This window comes from Citrobacter sp. RHB25-C09 (genome assembly GCF_013836145.1).
GTDB lineage: Bacteria > Pseudomonadota > Gammaproteobacteria > Enterobacterales > Enterobacteriaceae > Citrobacter_A.
This window is the reverse complement of record NZ_CP057483.1, coordinates 2314905-2332630: the sequence shown is the minus strand read 5'-3', so window position 1 is coordinate 2332630 and position 17726 is coordinate 2314905. Positions and strand designations below refer to the sequence as shown.

The 17726-nt window shown below is 52.7% G+C and carries 17 protein-coding genes, 2 pseudogenes and 1 other annotated feature; of the genes and pseudogenes, 6 read left to right on the top strand and 13 right to left on the bottom strand.

All coding sequences use genetic code 11. The features are described 5' to 3' along the window. Positions 1-16: 16 nt before the first annotated feature. Both HVY19_RS10860 and HVY19_RS10855 read right to left on the bottom strand, forming a co-directional pair. Positions 17-760, bottom strand: coding sequence for a YciC family protein (locus HVY19_RS10860; RefSeq protein WP_181680614.1), 744 nt, complete (start codon positions 758-760; stop codon positions 17-19). A gap of 28 nt (positions 761-788) precedes the next feature. Next, positions 789-875, bottom strand: a pseudogene (locus HVY19_RS10855) (YkgJ family cysteine cluster protein); the annotation flags it as partial. Positions 876-1119: 244 nt separating this feature from the next. Here HVY19_RS10855 and ompW point away from each other — a divergent pair. Then, complete coding sequence (gene ompW, locus HVY19_RS10850; protein WP_181680613.1) at positions 1120-1758, top strand: outer membrane protein OmpW; 639 nt, start codon at positions 1120-1122, stop codon at positions 1756-1758. A gap of 50 nt (positions 1759-1808) precedes the next feature. On the opposite strand, the gene HVY19_RS10845 is transcribed toward ompW, so the two are convergent. From HVY19_RS10845 to HVY19_RS10835, 3 genes are all read right to left on the bottom strand, one after another. Further along, entirely contained in the window at positions 1809-2315 is a 507-nt protein-coding gene (locus tag HVY19_RS10845) for a ferritin-like domain-containing protein (protein WP_181680612.1), read from the bottom strand. A gap of 55 nt (positions 2316-2370) precedes the next feature. Next, positions 2371-2871, bottom strand: a complete 501-nt coding sequence (locus tag HVY19_RS10840) for a ferritin-like domain-containing protein (protein WP_181680611.1) — start codon at positions 2869-2871, stop codon at positions 2371-2373. A gap of 85 nt (positions 2872-2956) precedes the next feature. Then, positions 2957-3139, bottom strand: a complete 183-nt coding sequence (locus HVY19_RS10835) for a general stress protein (protein WP_181680610.1) — start codon at positions 3137-3139, stop codon at positions 2957-2959. Between the two features lie 464 nt (positions 3140-3603). Between HVY19_RS10835 and HVY19_RS10830 the strand changes: the two are divergent. Then, positions 3604-5075, top strand: a pseudogene (locus HVY19_RS10830) (GGDEF domain-containing protein). Between the two features lie 30 nt (positions 5076-5105). On the opposite strand, the gene trpA reads toward HVY19_RS10830, so the two are convergent. Genes trpA through trpE form a run of 5 tightly spaced genes read right to left on the bottom strand, consistent with a single transcriptional unit; the run spans position 5106 to position 11636 of the window. Further along, positions 5106-5912 (bottom strand): tryptophan synthase subunit alpha, encoded by an 807-nt coding sequence (gene trpA, locus HVY19_RS10825; protein ID WP_181680609.1) that lies wholly within the window; start codon positions 5910-5912, stop codon positions 5106-5108. Beyond that, a complete protein-coding gene (gene trpB, locus HVY19_RS10820) occupies positions 5912-7105 on the bottom strand; it encodes a tryptophan synthase subunit beta (RefSeq protein ID WP_181680608.1) in 1194 nt (397 codons plus the stop codon). Before trpB ends, trpA begins: the two co-directional genes overlap by 1 nt. Before the next feature lie 11 nt (positions 7106-7116). Beyond that, positions 7117-8475 (bottom strand): bifunctional indole-3-glycerol-phosphate synthase TrpC/phosphoribosylanthranilate isomerase TrpF, encoded by a 1359-nt coding sequence (gene trpCF / locus HVY19_RS10815; RefSeq protein WP_181684265.1) that lies wholly within the window; start codon positions 8473-8475, stop codon positions 7117-7119. 3 nt (positions 8476-8478) lie between these two features. Beyond that, a complete protein-coding gene (trpD, locus tag HVY19_RS10810; RefSeq protein WP_181680607.1) occupies positions 8479-10074 on the bottom strand; it encodes a bifunctional anthranilate synthase glutamate amidotransferase component TrpG/anthranilate phosphoribosyltransferase TrpD in 1596 nt (531 codons plus the stop codon). Next, entirely contained in the window at positions 10074-11636 is a 1563-nt protein-coding gene (gene trpE, locus HVY19_RS10805; protein WP_181680606.1) for an anthranilate synthase component I, read from the bottom strand. The genes trpD and trpE overlap by 1 nt, the downstream gene beginning before the upstream one ends. Positions 11637-11659: 23 nt before the next feature. Next, positions 11660-11755: a sequence feature (Trp leader region), on the bottom strand. Positions 11756-11913: 158 nt separating this feature from the next. Between trpE and rnm the strand changes: the two genes are divergently transcribed. The 3 genes from rnm to rluB all read left to right on the top strand — a co-directional run bounded on the left by rnm (position 11914) and on the right by rluB (position 14391). After that, positions 11914-12795: an RNase AM gene (gene rnm, locus HVY19_RS10795; RefSeq protein WP_181680605.1), complete on the top strand. Its 882-nt coding sequence runs from the start codon at positions 11914-11916 to the stop codon at positions 12793-12795. Continuing rightward, entirely contained in the window at positions 12792-13412 is a 621-nt protein-coding gene (locus tag HVY19_RS10790; RefSeq protein ID WP_042283457.1) for an L-threonylcarbamoyladenylate synthase, read from the top strand. Before rnm ends, HVY19_RS10790 begins: the two co-directional genes overlap by 4 nt. A gap of 100 nt (positions 13413-13512) precedes the next feature. Next, positions 13513-14391 (top strand): 23S rRNA pseudouridine(2605) synthase RluB, encoded by an 879-nt coding sequence (gene rluB, locus HVY19_RS10785; RefSeq protein WP_181680604.1) that lies wholly within the window; start codon positions 13513-13515, stop codon positions 14389-14391. An 82-nt stretch (positions 14392-14473) separates the two neighbouring features. Here rluB and cobO read toward each other — a convergent pair whose 3' ends face one another. Together cobO and HVY19_RS10775 are read right to left on the bottom strand one after the other, a co-directional pair. Continuing rightward, complete coding sequence (cobO, locus tag HVY19_RS10780; RefSeq protein ID WP_181680603.1) at positions 14474-15064, bottom strand: cob(I)yrinic acid a,c-diamide adenosyltransferase; 591 nt, start codon at positions 15062-15064, stop codon at positions 14474-14476. Next, entirely contained in the window at positions 15061-15819 is a 759-nt protein-coding gene (locus HVY19_RS10775; RefSeq protein WP_181680602.1) for a YciK family oxidoreductase, read from the bottom strand. Before HVY19_RS10775 ends, cobO begins: the two co-directional genes overlap by 4 nt. A 214-nt stretch (positions 15820-16033) precedes the next feature. Here HVY19_RS10775 and sohB point away from each other — a divergent pair, with 214 nt between their 5' ends. Beyond that, complete coding sequence (sohB, locus tag HVY19_RS10770; RefSeq protein WP_181680601.1) at positions 16034-17080, top strand: protease SohB; 1047 nt, start codon at positions 16034-16036, stop codon at positions 17078-17080. Between the two features lie 47 nt (positions 17081-17127). On the opposite strand, the gene HVY19_RS10765 is transcribed toward sohB, so the two are convergent. Beyond that, positions 17128-17379, bottom strand: a complete 252-nt coding sequence (locus HVY19_RS10765; RefSeq protein ID WP_181680600.1) for a YciN family protein — start codon at positions 17377-17379, stop codon at positions 17128-17130. Between the last annotated feature and the right edge of the window lie 347 nt (positions 17380-17726).

Genomic DNA, 17726 nt, shown 5'->3' with positions numbered 1-17726 from the left:
GATGACGCATAGAGGGTTATTGGCGAATCAACATATACAGACGGAACAGGTAGATGAGCAATACGGCTGAGATCAGATTGCTCAGGGTATTGGCGATCACCGCGCCCACGTCAGGGTTAAATGCTGCAAAGCTTGAGGCAAATAACAGCAATAGTGTTTTAGCCAACAACCAGCCCATCACTGCCGGTGCAACCAGACGCATATTTGACCATGCCATACGCACACTGTTACGCATCGCGGCAAACACCCCCATTTTATCCTGCACGGCCATAATCGGTGCCAGCGAAAGCAGAATCGCCAGAAGAATGCCGGGAACCACAACCAGCATAACGCCGATCTGGACCAACAGGGTAGTCAGGAGAATCAGGACAAATAACTTAGGCAGTACGGGTGCGCTGGCACCGATTGCGCGTAAGGCACTTACCCGATGACCAGCGGAGACCAGTTGAATCATCAGCAATACACCGCCCGCCAGAATGGCGTTGCCAATAAGTCCTGAAAAGGTAGATGCCGCAGAGGCGCGCAGCATGATTTGCTGCTGCTCAGGCGTCATGTTCTGCACCAGCTCAAACAAGCCGGTACTCCCCGCAAGGTTTTCCCCTTCACTCAACTGCGCAATTTGCTCAGCACTGGGCGAGAAAGCATTCCCTGACACCATCGTGATAAGTGCGCAGAGCAGCGATATCAGCAGAATGGTTGCAAATTGATTACGGAAAAAATTTCCGGTGTCACGGTAAACGGACTTCGCCGTGATAGACATGCACTCTCCTTGAGTTATGCAGGTGTTATTAAGCGGGCAATTGTACCCTGGATAAGTGGGCAGTGGCAGCATGAACGCTTGTATGTAAAAGCATATCTTTGTAAAGCGACGGTAATGTCAGCGCTTTTGACCTTGGTTGTACAACTTCTGTTCCAAAAGCAACGGGCAAATGCTTCCGCAATGAAAATATTGCAAAATTGATCTGAGCGACAATAACCAGGATTTTGAATGCTACTTCTAAATTAATCTGGATCAATAAAGGTTAAATTACAGGATTAAATGTGATCTATGTTTGATCACTTATTACTCCATTATGGGTATATTCTTCACGCATTTATAACCATAACGATGGAGCGGGTATGAAAAAGTTAACAATTGCGGCATTGGCAGTCAGTACACTTCTCTCCGGTAGCGTTTATGCACATGAAGCGGGGGAGTTCTTTATTCGTGCGGGCTCGGCAACGGTAAGACCGACAGAGGGTGCCGGCGGTACTCTGGGTTCATTAGGTGGCTTTAACGTCAGTAACAACACGCAGTTGGGTCTGACATTCACCTACATGGCGACTGACAATATTGGTGTTGAACTCCTGGCGGCGACACCGTTTCGCCATAAAGTAGGTACCAAAGCCACCGGTGATATCGCCACCGTACATCACTTACCGCCAACGCTGATGGCGCAGTGGTATTTTGGTGATTCAAGCAGCAAACTGCGTCCCTACATTGGCGCAGGGGTCAACTACACCACGTTCTTTGACGAAGAGTTCAACGACAACGGCAAAGATACGGGTCTTTCCAACCTGAGCCTGAAAGATTCCTGGGGTATGGCGGGGCAGGTGGGGATGGATTATCTGATCAACCGCGACTGGCTGATTAACATGTCCGTGTGGTACATGGATATCGACACGACCGCATCCTATAAGCTGGCGGGTGCGCAACAACACGACAACATCCGTCTTGATCCATGGGTGTTCATGTTCTCGGCAGGTTACCGTTTCTAAGCCGCACCAAAAAAAAGACCCCGTCGAAACGGGGTCTTTTTTGTTACTGACTATTTTTTGGCTTCTACGCCGTCCGCGTCTGACCGCAGTAAAAACTGCTCTGTGGTCTGCGGGATATGATTGATAAGCCACTCAGCCATCTGTTTTTCCTCATTGAGGATCGATTCCAGGGCTGGTATTGACGCGGTATCACCCGCTTTTTTGGCGGCGGCCAAAAGGGAGGTATAGCAGGCAATTTCGAATTGCTCAAACACGTAACCGCTAATAGAACCTTTGACAATTTCATCAGACGGAAACATTCCGCCAATAGATTGCCCCAGCGCCGCCATTTTACTCATCGAATCTTTTAAAACGGAACGGGAAATACCGTTGCGGTCCAGAATTTCTTCCAGAAGCGTTATTTGCTGCTTCGTTTCACTAATATGCTGCTGAATTCGCGAGCGAATATCGGGGTAATTATCTATACGACCAGCCATTGATTCGAGCATAGATTCGGCTTGCTTTTCCATAGCATGAGCATCGCGTAGCCAGTCATGATAATGTTCAATATGGTTCATATTTATATCCTCTGAATTATTCAGATTATTACACTTTAATTACGTGAGTGAATATTCAGGACTTATTACCCGCTTTCTGATTAATATTGTTAATAGCCAGATCGCTGAGTTTCAAATCTGTCGCTTTCTCTTCTTCCAGCGTTTCGTTAAGTAGTTTTACCGCTTTACGTAAGCCCAATTGTTCGGCAAGCGTTGCAAGCGTACCGTAACTGGCGATTTCGTAGTGTTCAACTTTTTGTGCAGCGGCAATGAGGGCGGCATCACGCACTTCGTTTTTCTGAGTGCTCTCGATGACTTCATTAGCCTCTTCGATTAATCCCTCCATTGCAACACACTTCATCCTTTTGATTTTGATGGATGATTCCGCTTCAACGAGCTGATCAATACGTTCAATTTGCCCCTGAGTCTCTTCCAGGTGTGCCTTAAACGCCTGGCTCAGCTTGTCGCTTGACGCCTCTCGGGCTAGTTTCGCCAACGCTTTGGTCAACTGTTTTTCTGCGCTGTAGGTGTCTGATAGCAGGTGAATAAAAACATCTTCAACTGTATTCATATTCATAAAGTTTCTCCTGGGAAATAACTGCGAGCCGAAAGGCCCGCAGAGTGCTTCGATAAAAACACGTGATATTTAACGGTTATTTAAATCAGGATTTATCTGATTTACTGCCACGGTGGCTATTCTCGCCGCCTTTTTTCCCTGCTTCAGATGCGCGTTGCGGATCATTTTTAAAATTACCGCCGCTATGTTGACCACCTTTACGTCCTGCTTCTGATGCTTTATCACGATCTTCTGCGAAGTTTCCTGAACCACCACGATGCTCGGCCATATTAATACTCCTGTTTCGTTGGTTTGTAAGGATGTTATTTCGTGACTTGTCTCGACACCCTTCTAACGTTAGCTGTTATCTCTCGTTAGTCAAATTAATAAGCGAGGTAAGTGAACCGTCGAATTATATTTCTCTGGCAACTGAAGTGAGTTTAGTCCTTTATATAAGTAACTTAACGCGAGATAATTTAAATATGAAGAATCACCTGCTTTACAATCTTTTGCTCTGGGGTGCAACTGTACCGACCGGCACGTGACCTAAAGATGTCCCGTATGGTCTAAAATGGTAGTAAGCATCAGGTGCGGGGAATGCCATGGTTGTTAATTTAACCAGAGAATGAATGTGGGAATAGATTGCGGTGCTGGCGTCCTCCCTATGAGTGAAGAATGACCGTTAAGACCTGTACGTCGTAAACGAGATCGAATAACGTATCGAGCATTATCTATCGATGCTCAGGATGCCCCGTGAATATTGTGCAGGACAGTTTAAGAAACAGACAGGCACTGTGCATTGCAGGACTCATTACGCTGCTGGGTATTTCGTTGTTCCTGTTTATTATTTACGTACAGCGCCTTGCTGACGTTAATGAAGGGATGAGCCGGTTTCAGGTGCAAATGCTGGACATCTTTAATGATAATGAATTGATAGCGGATGCTACAGGAGTTCGTTATCGGGAGATCAGTCAGGCAGAAAATTGCGGCGAGATGTCTCAGTTCTCTCGGCAGGAAGAGGCGGTCTGGAGCATCAATGTCGACGCGACGGCAGGGAATTCTGCCAATGGTGCGATCGTCACCCGTCGACTCGATAGCAATGCGCTGTGTATGTACGCTGCCGCTGAGTTTATTCGTAACAAAATGATGACGCTTAACCCCGGGCGCTTCAATGCCAACCGTTACATTATTGCAAATGATGCCAGCTATTTTTACTGGTTTAATCCCGCGAATGCCCGCTATTTCGATTTTAATCAATCGGAAATGGCTCAGGATCTCACGCGCTTTTTTTATCCTCCAGTCGACTTCTACACCCGGTTGCTGCAAAAAAATATCAAAACCAAGGCCTTGAGTTCCACCGACTTTTATACAGATAAAATTACCGGCGAGAAGGCGTTCAGCGTCGTCAGCTATATCTATGATCTCTCTGGAAAAGAGGTTTCGGATAATATTGTCGGCTATCTGGTGTACGACCACTCGAAACCCGAGCTTCAGGGCTCTCTCAGGAGCGTTTTAGACGACAGGATCACCGATGGCCTCAATGTCTCGCTGGTAAATACGCAAAAAGCAACGACTCTCTGTGCCTGATGGGGGATTGCCGCCAACATTTAGGAATTGCGTTCAGGGTGTTATCAGAAAAGTATGTCATCAACTACGCCGTCGCTTTTGGCCGTTTCGCGATGAAAGACGCGCAGGCGGGTTTGGCGATTCTCCTGACGCCATTCCTGTTTATCTTTATCAGCTTATACCTCAAGTCCTGGCTCAATGAGAGTGATCTTAAAATCTATATCGATTCACTGACCGGCTGTTTTAACCGAAAAATGCTCGATATCATCAAGCGTCGGGGACTCGTGGGCAGTTCGGTTGTGCTGGTGGATTGTAATAAATTTAAAGCGATTAACGACACCTGGGGACATGTCGCCGGGGACAGAGCACTGCAAATTATCGCCAATCGTATGCTGTCTAATACGCGCACCAGTAACGATCAGGTGATCCGCACCGGAGGGGATGAGTTTGTGATCGTACTGTATCGTTCAAAAATCAGTGATGCTGTAGCGATTGCTGAACGGATCGCCGGGCAGATCGAAAACTACCGCTTTGAGGTGAAAAACCATGTGGTTCCGCTGTCAATCTCCTGGGGTGTGGCGGAAGTCAACGGCGATATTGATACGGCCATTCAGGAAGCGGACGCTGAAATGTATAAGATGAAACAGGCCAGAGGCTAAGGCCACCCGTATTCGCGGGTGGCCTGATTGTTAACGACGCGTAGCGGCCTTCATACCGGTGACAAATGCCTTCAGGTCTGACAGCATCTGCTCGGGTTTCTCGACGTTGTTTTCAATGATTTTGACAATGGCCGAGCCGGAAATGGCCCCGGCAGCGCCCGCTTCTATGGCTGCGGAAACCTGCTCTGGCGCAGAGATACCAAACCCTTGTAGCGACGGCGCGGCGTTGTACTCCTTCAGCTTCTCGACCAGATGATGTAGCGGCAGCGCGGCACGGTTTTCAGCGCCGGTGACGCCTGCACGGGAGAGCAGGTAGGTGTAACCGCGACCAAAAGAGGCAATCTGGCGGAGTAAATCGTCATCGGCATTTGGTGGACAGATAAAGATCGGCGCGATGTTGTATCGCAGCGCGGCCTGTCGGAACGGTGCGGATTCTTCCACCGGCACGTCAGCCACCAATACGGAGTCCACACCCACCTTTTCACACTGCGCATAAAACGCGTCAATGCCCCGATTGAACACCAGGTTGGCATACATCAACAGACCAATCGGGATTGTCGGGTGTTTCTCACGAATCATCGCCAGCATTTCAAAGCACTGCGTTGGCGTCACCCCTGCGGCAAAAGCGCGCAAGGTGGCATTTTGAATTGTCGGACCATCCGCGAGAGGATCAGAGAACGGGATCCCCAGTTCCAGCGCATCTGCACCCGCTTCAATCAGCGTGTCGATGATTTTCAGCGACTGTTCAACGCCCGGGTCGCCGAGCGTGACGAAGGGGACAAAGGCGCCTTCCCGGCGGTCGTTCAACTGTGCAAACAAAGTGTCATAGCGTTCCATCAGATTTCCCCTCGCGCTTTCAGAATATCGTGTACCGTAAAGATGTCTTTGTCGCCGCGACCGGAAAGGTTAACCACCAGTAGCTGCTCTTTTTCCGGATCCTCGCGCATCATCCTCAGGGCGTGCGCCAGCGCATGCGATGATTCCAGCGCCGGGATAATGCCTTCGTGCAGACAGAGGGTTTTAAAGGCCTCCAGTGCTTCATCATCGGTAATTGAAACATAATCGGCGCGGCCAATGCTGTTCAGGTACGCATGCTGTGGACCAACGGACGGGAAATCCAGACCTGCAGAAATTGAGTAGGACTCCTCAATTTGTCCCTCTTCGGTTTGCATCATGGGGGCCTTCATGCCGAAGTAGATCCCAACACGACCATGCTTCAGCGGTGCACCGTGCTCGCCGCTTTCAATGCCATGACCGCCCGGCTCAACGCCAATCAAACCGACGCTGGTATCATTAATAAAGTCAGCAAACATCCCAATGGCATTTGAACCACCGCCGACGCAGGCGATCACTGCATCCGGCAGGCGACCTTCTTTTTCAAGAATTTGCGCTTTTGTCTCTTCGCCAATCATCCGCTGGAATTCACGCACAATGGTCGGGAACGGATGGGGGCCAGCTGCAGTACCCAGCATGTAGTGCGCCGTTTCATAGCTACCGGACCAGTCGCGCAGCGCCTCGTTACAGGCATCTTTCAGGGTTGCAGAACCACTGTGTACCGGAATCACTTCCGCGCCCATCAAACGCATACGGAATACGTTTGGCGACTGACGCTCAATATCTTTCGCGCCCATGTAGATGCGACATTTCAGGCCGAGCAGGGCGCAGGCGAGTGCCGAGGCCACGCCGTGCTGACCGGCTCCGGTTTCGGCAATAATCTCGGTTTTACCCATCCGTTTTGCCAGCAGCGCCTGACCCAACACCTGGTTGGTCTTGTGCGCACCGCCGTGCAGCAGGTCTTCACGCTTCAGGTACAGCGTGGTTCGCGTTCCGGCGGTAATATTTTGACATTTGGTCAGCGCGGTAGGGCGTCCCGCGTAGTTTTTCAGTAGATCGGTAAACTGCGCCTGAAACTCAGGGTCTTTTTGTGCACTGACAAAAGCTTCTTCCAGCTGGCGCAGTGCAGGCATCAGGATCTGCGGCACATACATACCGCCAAACTCACCGAAATAGGGGCTTAATAATGTTGTCATCTGTTTCTTCCTTAATATGCGCGCAGTGTCTGAAAGACCGAGGCCAGCAGGCGTGCATCTTTGATGCCCGGCTGTGACTCTACACCAGAATTAAAATCAAGACCGGCACAGCCGGTTTGTGCTGCCTGTACGCAGTTGTCTGCGCCTAAACCACCCGCCAGCAGGACGTTATCCAACGGTTGTCCTTGTAATAACGACCAGTCGAAACGTTGGCCGCTGCCGCCCTGGCCATTGTCGAGCACGTATTTATCGACATGCTGATAATCGCGCGCGGGGAGTGACTCACCCACGCTCAGCGCTTTCCAGATTTGCACGCGTTCAGGTAGCGCTTCGCGTAATGCATCGACATAGGCTTGATCTTCATGCCCGTGGAGTTGAACCGCGCAGAGTGCCAGCGAGTTTGCTTTTTCGCAGACGTCGGCAATGTCGTTATTGCGGAACACCCCGACATAATGCAGTGGCGCACCGGACTTCACCGCCTGCGCTTGCTCAACGGTGACAAAACGCGGTGACGAAGGGACGAAAATCAAACCGCCATAAATGGCACCAGACTCATACGCCGCTTTAGCATCTTCGGCGCGTGTTAATCCGCAGACCTTATTTTCGCCAAATAGCACGCGGCGAACGGCGGCGTTCAAATCATCATGTGCCATCAGTGCCGAACCAATCAGGAAGCCGTTGGCAAAATGGCTGAGTTCACGCACCTGACCGTAGGTGTTAATGCCGGATTCGCTAATCACCGTCACGCCCTGTCCGAGTTTCGGCGCAAGCTGACGGGTACGGTTTAAATCAATCGACAGGTCACGCAGGTCGCGGTTGTTAATCCCGACGACCTTCGCACCCAGCGCAATGGCGCGCTCCAGTTCCTCATCGTTGCTGACCTCGGTCAGTACGCCCATGCTGAGGCTGTGGGCGACGGCAGCAAGCTGGCGATACTGCTCGTCATCCAGTACGGATAGCATCAGCAGACAGGCGTCTGCCTGGTAAAAACGGGCAAGGTAAATCTGGTAAGGGTCGATAATAAAATCCTTACACAGAATAGGCTGCGGCGCGATTTGACTGACGATCGGCAGGAAGTCAAAGCTCCCCTGGAAATATTTCTCGTCGGTCAGGACGGAAATTGCCGACGCGTAGTGTTTGTAGATCCCGGCAATGCGAGCCGGGTCAAAATCATCGCGGATCACACCCTTCGACGGAGAGGCTTTTTTGCACTCCAGAATGAACGCGGTGCGAGCTCCCTGTAAGGCATCATAGAAATGACGCGAACTTGGTTGAACGTCATTTTGAAAACTGGCCAACGGTTGTTGTTGCTTACGGGCTTCCACCCAGATCGCCTTGTCTGCGACGATTTTCGCTAAAACGGTTTGCATCATTTACCCTCTTGCCGCCAGTGCGGTGACTCGGTCATAAGCGGAACCACTGCGCAATACGTCGATCACGGTTTGCGCATTAGCCTTGAGATCTTCTTCACCATGCAGTCGCATCAACATTGCGACGTTCGCGGCAACGGCAGCCTCATGGGCAGCGTCACCTTTACCTTGTAGCAAGCGTGTCAGAATGTCACGGTTTTCTTCCGGCGTGCCGCCTGCCAGTTGCTCCTGGTGATAAGCCGTCAGGCCAAAGTCTTCCGCCGTTAATTGATAACTCTTAATTTCGCCGTCATGCAGTTCCGCCACGATGGTGGGCGCATGCAGGGAAACCTCATCCATTCCACCGCTGTGTACCACCGCCGCACGCTGGTAGCCAAGTACGCGCAGCGTTTCGGCTATCGGTAGCACCAGCTCCGGGCTGTAGACGCCAATCAACGCCAGCGGCGGATGCGCCGGGTTAATCAACGGCCCCAGCACATTGAACAGCGTGCGCGTCTTTAACTGTTGGCGCACGGGCATCGCGTGGCGAAAGCCGGTGTGATACTTCGGCGCAAACAGGAAGCAGACGCCAAGATCGTCTAACGCCTGGCGCGACTTATCGGCATTCATATCCAGGTTTATCCCAAACGCTGCCAGCAGGTCGGAAGAACCCGATTTACTGGAAACGCTGCGGTTGCCGTGCTTGGCGACCTTAAGACCACACGCGGCGGCAACAAAAGCGCTGGCGGTGGAAATATTAATGCTGTTGCTGCCGTCACCGCCGGTGCCGACAATATCGGCGAACAGGTAGTCCGGACGCGGGAACGGTGCGGCATTTTCCAGCAGAGCGGTCGCCGCTCCGGCGATCTCCAGAGGATGCTCACCGCGAATTTTCATACTCACCAGCGCGGCCGCCAACTGCTCGGGTTTCAGTTCACCGCGAACGACCGCAGAGAATAACTGATGACTCTCCTGCTGACTCAGCGTTTGTGCCTGATACAGTTTCTCAAGTATCGGTTGAAGCGTATTGGTGGATTCCAGTTTTTGCTGCGCCCAGGCCAGCGTCTGCTCCAGCAAAAGCGCCCCCTGGCTGGTGAGAATTGACTCAGGGTGGAACTGAAAACCGCAGACGCGATCGGTGTCGTGGCGCACGGCCATCACCATGCCATTGAAATGGGCATTGATGGTCAGTCCGGCAGGAACGTTGCTGCCAATCAGCGAATGATAACGGGCGACCGGCAACGGATTCGACAACCCAGCAAACATCGCCTGACCGTCATGTTCAATGCTGGATGCCTTACCGTGCAGGATTTCCCCAGCCTGGCCCACATAGCCGCCGTAGGCTTCAACAATCGCCTGATGACCAAGGCAGATGCCGATAATTGGCAGCTTACCGCGCAGACGCGTCAGCAGTTCTGGCATGCATCCCGCTTCGCTGGGGGCGCCGGGACCCGGTGAAAGCATCAGCACCGGGTTTTTCATGGTGGCCAGGCGGTCAATTAGCGTCTGGGCAGGAATGTGGTTGCGGTAAATGACCACGTTATGACCATGAGTACGCAGCTGATCTGCCAGGTTGTAAGTAAAGGAATCGATATTGTCGAGCAGCAGAATGTCAGCCATCAGAATGTCTCCTGAGCATGATGCGCAGTGGCAATCGCACGCAGAACCGCGCGCGCTTTGTTACGGGTTTCATCGGCTTCTGACTGAGGAACAGAATCCAGCACAATGCCGGCGCCGGCCTGCACGGTGGCGATCCCGTCTTCTACCAGTGCGGAGCGGATGACAATGCAGGTATCCAGATCGCCGTGGGCGGTGAAATAACCCACTGCACCGCCGTAGCTGCCGCGACGACGGCCTTCAGCCTCGGCAATCAGTTGCATGGCACGGACTTTCGGTGCGCCGCTCAGGGTGCCCATATTCATACAGGCACGATAGGCATGCAGCGCATCAAGATCGCTGCGCAATTCGCCCACCACGCGGGACACCAGGTGCATGACATAGGAGTAACGATCGACCTTGGTGAGATCCGCAACGTATCGCGTGCCCGGCGTACAAATACGCGCCAGGTCATTACGCGCCAGATCCACCAGCATTAGATGCTCGGACAACTCTTTATGGTCGGTACGCATTTCCAGCTCGATGCGACTGTCGAGATCGCGGTCCAGTGAGCCGTCAGCGCGACGACCACGCGGACGCGTTCCGGCAATGGGATAGATTTCGATCTGACGGCTGGTGGCGTCGTATTTCAGCGAGCTTTCTGGTGACGCGCCAAACAGCGTGAATTCATTGTCCTGCATAAAGAACATGTACGGGCTGGGATTGCTTTTCTTCAACACGTAGTAGGCCGCCAGCGGTGACGGGCAGGGCAGAGAGAAGCGACGTGAAGGGACTACCTGGAATATTTCCCCGGCGCGAATGGCTTTCTGCATGCTACGCACCACGGCACCGAATTCGTCATCGCTCTGATTACATTCGCAGCGCATTTGCGGTACGGAGACAACCGGCAACGGAGGCGCAGGTTCATTCAACTGCTGGCTCAGGTGCGCAAGGCGTGCGATAAGGCGCTGTTTTTCGCCGTCATTCGGTGTAAACAAACTGGCCTGAATTCGGGTGCTCTTTTTCTGATGGTCGATCACCATTAGCGTTTCGGCCAGATAGAAGCAGTAGTCAGGGCAGCGGTTGCCCGCGTCAAGCTGGGGTAATGATTCGAAACCGGCAACCAGGTCATAGGCAAACAGCCCGCCGAAGAACATCGCTTCGCGCTCTTCGCTCGGCATCTCGACCAATTGCTGAAGAAGGCGGAAAGCGTCAAATACCGAGAGCGAGCACAGGCGCGCATCTTCATCCAGTAAGTTACTGACAGGCGGGAAATGCAGTACGCGTCTGCCAGGCTGCTGTTCATTTTCCACGCCTGCGGGGAGGGCAGCATCCAGCAGCGCCAGCAGTGCCGAGCCGTTTTCGCTCAAGGCCTGAATAGTGACAGTGTCACCGAGTGCGGTAATGCGTAACGCGCTGTCGACCAGCAGCAGGCTTTTCAGATCATCTTTGCTGTCAATATCCGCGGATTCCAACAGCAGCGTTGCCGGACGGTCACCGCACACCTGGTGAAATAATGCGGTCGGGTTCTCACGGTAGGCGGCGTCGCAAGTAATGAGTTCGAGTGTTGGTCTTGGTGATTGCATTTTTGTTCTCATTTATTTTGTTCAAAAAAAAGCCCGCTTGAAAAGGCGGGCTGGGTATCTGGATGGCGTTAACATGCACAATACACTGCCCGAAATCAGGAAGTGCGCCACCAACCGTGCAGAACAAATGCGACTGTCATTTTCGATACCCTTTTGCGTGTGAACTTTCGTACTAGTTAACTAGTTCGATGGGTTATTGTCAACAGCTGATTTCAGTTAATTTGTCAGAACCGTTATCATGCGCATGAAACTCAATTAATAAAGACGGGAGTTCGCCTTGAGCGACACGAATTACGCGGTGATTTATGACTTGCACAGTCACACTACGGCATCTGACGGACAGCTAACGCCGGAAGCGTTGGTCCATCGGGCGGTAGAGATGCGTGTAGGTACGCTGGCAATTACCGATCACGATACGACGTCCGCTATTACGGCGGCAAGTGCAGAAATTTCACGTTCCGGTCTGCCGCTACAGTTGATTCCCGGTGTAGAAATTTCTACCGTCTGGGAGAACCATGAGATTCACATTGTCGGTCTGAACATCGATATCGAAAACCCGGAACTGTGTGCGTTTTTGGCGCAGCAAACCGAACGTCGTCAGCAGCGCGCGCGTCTTATTGCCGATCGTCTGGAGAAAGCGCAGATTGCCGGCGCCTGGGAAGGGGCACTCCGACTCGCTGCGGGTGGGGCGGTCACGCGTGGACATTTTGCCCGTTACCTGGTGGAGTGCGGCAAAGCGACAACGATGGCGGACGTCTTTAAAAAGTACCTTGCGCGCGGGAAAACAGGATATGTTCCGCCGCAGTGGTGTACAATAGAACAAGCTATTGATGTCATTCATCATTCTGGCGGTAAGGCAGTACTGGCTCATCCTGGGCGGTACGACCTGAGCGCTAAGTGGCTGAAAAGATTAGTGGCATATTTTGCCGAACATCGCGGTGATGCGATGGAAGTCGCGCAATGCCAGCAATCTCCCAATGAGCGTACACAACTGGCCGCGCTTGCCCGTCAACATCAGCTATGGGCTTCGCAAGGCTCTGATTTTCATCTGCCGTGTCCGTGGATCGAGTTGGGTCGCAAGCTCTGGTTGCCTGCAGGCGTAGAAGGCGTCTGGCAGACCTGGGAACAGCCGCAGAACACCACAGAGAGGGAAGTATGAGTCAGTTTTTCTATATTCATCCTGATAACCCGCAGCAGCGTTTGATCAACCAGGCGGTTGAGATTGTGCGCAAGGGCGGGGTGATTGTTTACCCTACCGATTCCGGCTACGCGCTTGGATGTAAAATTGAGGACAAAGGCGCGATGGAGCGTATTTGTCGTATCCGTCAGCTGCCGGATGGTCACAACTTCACCCTGATGTGCCGTGACCTGTCTGAGCTGTCGACCTATTCATTTGTGGATAACGTGGCATTTCGCCTGATCAAAAACAACACGCCCGGCAACTACACCTTCATTCTGAAGGGCACGAAAGAAGTGCCGCGCCGTCTGTTGCAGGAAAAACGTAAAACCATCGGCCTGCGCGTTCCGTCTAACCCGATTGCGCTTGAACTGCTGGAAGCGCTGGGCGAGCCAATGCTCTCCACGTCGCTCATGCTGCCAGGCAGTGAATTTACCGAGTCCGATCCGGAAGAGATTAAAGATCGCCTGGAAAAACAGGTGGACCTGATCATCCACGGTGGCTATCTGGGACAACAGCCGACCACGGTCATTGATTTAACCGATGACGCCCCGGTTGTCTTGCGCGAAGGTGTCGGAGACGTTAAACCTTTCTTATAAGGGTGCGACTCTGTATACTACGCGGCCTTAAAATGGCGCTGTACGGCGCCGTTGATTCTCCTGTTCGACGCCTGTGAAGGCGACACCTAAAGGAAGCTCTATGAGCGAAAAGTTACAGAAAGTGCTGGCGCGCGCTGGCCACGGCTCACGTCGTGAAATTGAAACCATTATTCAGGCAGGTCGCGTAAGCGTTGACGGCAAAATTGCTACGCTTGGCGATCGCGTAGAAGTGACGCCAGGTCTGAAAATCCGCATCGACGGCCACCTGATTTCAGTGAAAGAGTCCGCGGAACAGATCTGCCGCGTACTGGCCTATTACAAGCCGGAAGGCGAACTGTGTACCCGTAACGACCCGGAAGGGCGTCCGACCGTATTTGATCGCCTGCCGAAACTGCGCGGTGCGCGCTGGATTGCTGTAGGGCGTCTGGACGTCAATACCTGTGGTCTGTTGCTGTTTACCACCGATGGTGAACTGGCGAATCGTCTGATGCACCCAAGCCGTGAAGTTGAACGTGAATACGCGGTACGCGTGTTTGGTCAGGTTGATGAAGTCAAGCTGCGTGATCTCAGCCGTGGCGTACAACTGGAAGATGGTCCCGCAGCGTTCAAAACCATCAAATTCAGTGGCGGCGAAGGCATTAACCAGTGGTACAACGTCACTCTGACGGAAGGACGTAACCGCGAAGTGCGTCGTCTGTGGGAAGCCGTTGGCGTGCAGGTGAGTCGTCTGATCCGCGTGCGTTACGGTGATATTCCGTTGCCGAAAGGACTGCCGCGCGGCGGTTGGACGGAACTGGATCTTGCCCAGACCAACTATTTGCGTGAACTGGTGGAACTGGAGCCAGAAACTACGTCAAAAGTGGCGGTGGAAAAAGATCGTCGTCGCATGAAGGCGAATCAAATTCGTCGTGCGGTGAAGCGTCACAGCCAGGTGAGCGGCGGTGGTCGTCGTTCGGGCGGACGTAATAATAACGGTTAATCGCCTGCCTGTAGGCCCGGGAAGCGACAGCGCCACCGGGCAATCTGTGCCGGATGGCGGCTACGCCTCATCCGGCCTATACTCAATAATCTATTCCCATCTGGGCTTTTACGCCCGCTTCAAAGGCATGCTTAACCGGACGCAATTCGCTGACGGTATCCGCCAGTTCCAGAATATCCCGATGACAGCCGCGCCCGGTGATGATCACCGTCTGGTGATGCGGACGCGCGTTCAACGCGTTGATCACCTCTTCCAGTGGCAGGTAGTCATAGGCGACCATGTAGGTCAGCTCATCCAGCACAACCATATCGAGGGTGGGGTCAGCCAGCATCCGCTTGCCGTGTTGCCATACGGCCAGACAGGCCGCCGTGTCCGCTTCACGGTTCTGCGTGTCCCAGGTGAACCCGGTCGCCATGACCTGAAATTCCACGCCGTGGGGTTCCAGTAGATTACGCTCACCGTTCGGCCAGGTGCCTTTGATAAACTGCACGACACCGACTTTTTTGCCATGACCAACGGCGCGTGTTGCGGTGCCAAAGGCGGCGGTGGTTTTTCCTTTCCCGTTGCCGGTGAAAACAATCACAATGCCGCGCTCATCCTGCGCCTGGGCAACGCGGGCATCGACCCGCTCTTTTACGCGCTGTTGGCGCTGCTGATAACGTTCATCACTCATTGTGAGATTCCTGGTTTACGGCCCGGCTGGGCGTCGAAGGTCATGCCGGTTTTGCGGCGGCTGTCGTCGCCCATTAGCCACAGATACAGCGGCATAATATCAGCGGGAGTTTTTAGCTTTTGCGGATCTTCCGTCGGGAATGCACTCGCGCGCATACCGGTACGCGTTCCGCCAGGATTGACACAGTTCACCCGCAGCTGGCTTTGATACTCATCAGCGAGAACTTGCATCATCCCTTCCGTGGCAAATTTAGAGGTGGCGTAGGCTCCCCAGTTTGCCCGTCCTTCACGACCTACGCTGGATGAGGTAAACACCAGCGAACCTGCATCTGACTTCAGTAATAAAGGAAGCAATGCCTGAGTAAGCATGAAGGTCGCATTGACGTTGACCTGCATCACCTGCTGCCAGACCTGCGGATCCTGTTCGCTCATCGGGCAGATATCGCCCAATAACCCGGCGTTGTGTAAAACGCCATCCAGGCGCGGATAGTGCCCCGCAATGCGTTGGGCAAGCTGGTGGCACTCCTCAGATGTGCAGGTTAACAGATCGAGGGTAAACCATTGCGGCAGGTTGCCCGTCTGCTGTGAGATTGTCTCGGCCACGTGTCGTAACTTCTCATCGTTACGGCCGAGCAAAATGACGATGGCGCCGTAACGCGCGTAGGTCTGGGCGGCCTCACGGCCGATTCCATCGCTGGCACCGGTGACAAGAATGATGCGATCCTGAAGAAGATCTTGCTTTGGTTGGTAATGCACGGTGACTCCCCGGCGACATGCAAGGTCGCTCTGCTTATCATTGGCTTTTCGGGTTTATGCCTGAAACCCCGCGCTTTTTCAATCAGTCAACGGCGATAACGCCATAAAATGAACACGTTGTCATACTTTCTGCACCCGCGATATCCAGCGAGACGACGCCTGATGGCTGATGTACACTGAGCCGAAGCTAAGCTGTATAACCAAGGTGGGACTCGTGGAATTATTGTCTGAATATGGGCTGTTTTTGGCAAAAATCGTAACCGTTGTACTGGCTATCGCGGCGATTGCCCTCATTATCGTGAATGCGGCGCAGCGTAAACGTCAGCGCGGTGAACTGCGGGTGACCAATCTCAGCGAGCAGTATCGGGAGATGAAGGACGAACTGGTGATGTCGCTGATGGACACGCATCAACAGAAACTTTGGCACAAAGCGCAAAAGAAAAAGCATAAACAGGAAGCGAAGGAAGCCAAAGTGCGTGCCAAACAAGCAGAAGAAAGCGCTACAGAAAAACCGCGTGTCTGGGTACTGGATTTTAAAGGCAGTATGGATGCGCACGAAGTGAGCGCGCTGCGTGAAGAGGTGACCGCCGTGCTAGCGGTGGTGAAGCCGCAGGATCAGGTGGTTTTGCGCCTGGAAAGTCCGGGTGGTGTCGTCCACGGCTACGGCCTTGCCGCTTCGCAGTTGCAGCGCCTGCGCGATAAAAACATTCCACTAACCATTACTGTCGACAAAGTGGCGGCCAGCGGTGGTTATATGATGGCCTGCGTGGCGGATAAAATCGTCTCCGCGCCTTTCGCCATTATCGGTTCAATTGGCGTGGTTGCGCAGATCCCCAACTTCAATCGCTTCCTGAAAGGGAAAGATATTGATATCGAACTGCATACCGCCGGGCAGTACAAACGTACCCTGACGCTGCTGGGTGAAAACACCGAAGAAGGGCGGCAGAAATTCCGTGAAGATCTGAACGAAACGCATCATCTGTTCAAAGATTTTGTGCAGCGTATGCGTCCGACGCTGGACATTGAGCAGGTTGCCACCGGGGAACACTGGTACGGTCAGCAGGCGCTGGAAAAGGGCCTGGTGGATGAAGTCAATACCAGCGACGAAGTGATCCTGAGCCTGATGGACGGACGCGAAGTGATGAATGTGCGCTATATGCAGCGTAAAAAATTGATGGATCGCTTCACTGGCAGCGCTGCTGAAAGCGTTGACCGTCTTCTGCTGCGCTGGTGGCAGCGTGGTCAGAAGCCCATGATGTAACATGTATTGCCGGTTGGCGCTGCGCCATCCGGCAATCTGTACCGGCGTTAGTCAACCAGGTGATACTTCTCAGAAAGTACGTGTGCCAGATGTTTGAACATATTAAACACAGCGGTGCTTTTCGGCGTCGGTAAACCTTGCTCGTCTAAAAAGTAATCCCCACTGAAGACCAGAACGCCATTACGTTGGGTGACGCCGGTGGCAACAATGCCTGCCAGCGTATCTTCATGCTCCCGGATGATTTTGTTAGCTTCAACCAGCAGCGTTTCGCGATCGATTGGTTGCGTTTCTTTATGCATTTTTTACTCCTTAAACAAGGATATTAGTCTACGCTGAGTGCCGTTGGTGGGCAAATATTCCCTGAGCCTAAGCAGGGGTTTGTCAACGTTTGCTTACTGGCGAGTTTTATTTTTGCATGCTAATAAAGTTGCGTAACGAATTTTATCAGGTACAGTGTGACGCTTTCGTCAATCTGGCAACAGATTTGCTTGACATTCGACCATAATTCCGTCGTGCTATAGCGCTTATGCGCCAAAAAGCCTGTTAACTCAGTCACCTGTCTGTTCTTTGTACAGAATCAGGACAAATGGTTGAGATCCGCTGATGCAGAAACCATATTTGTTTCACGTCACCAGCGACAGTAATT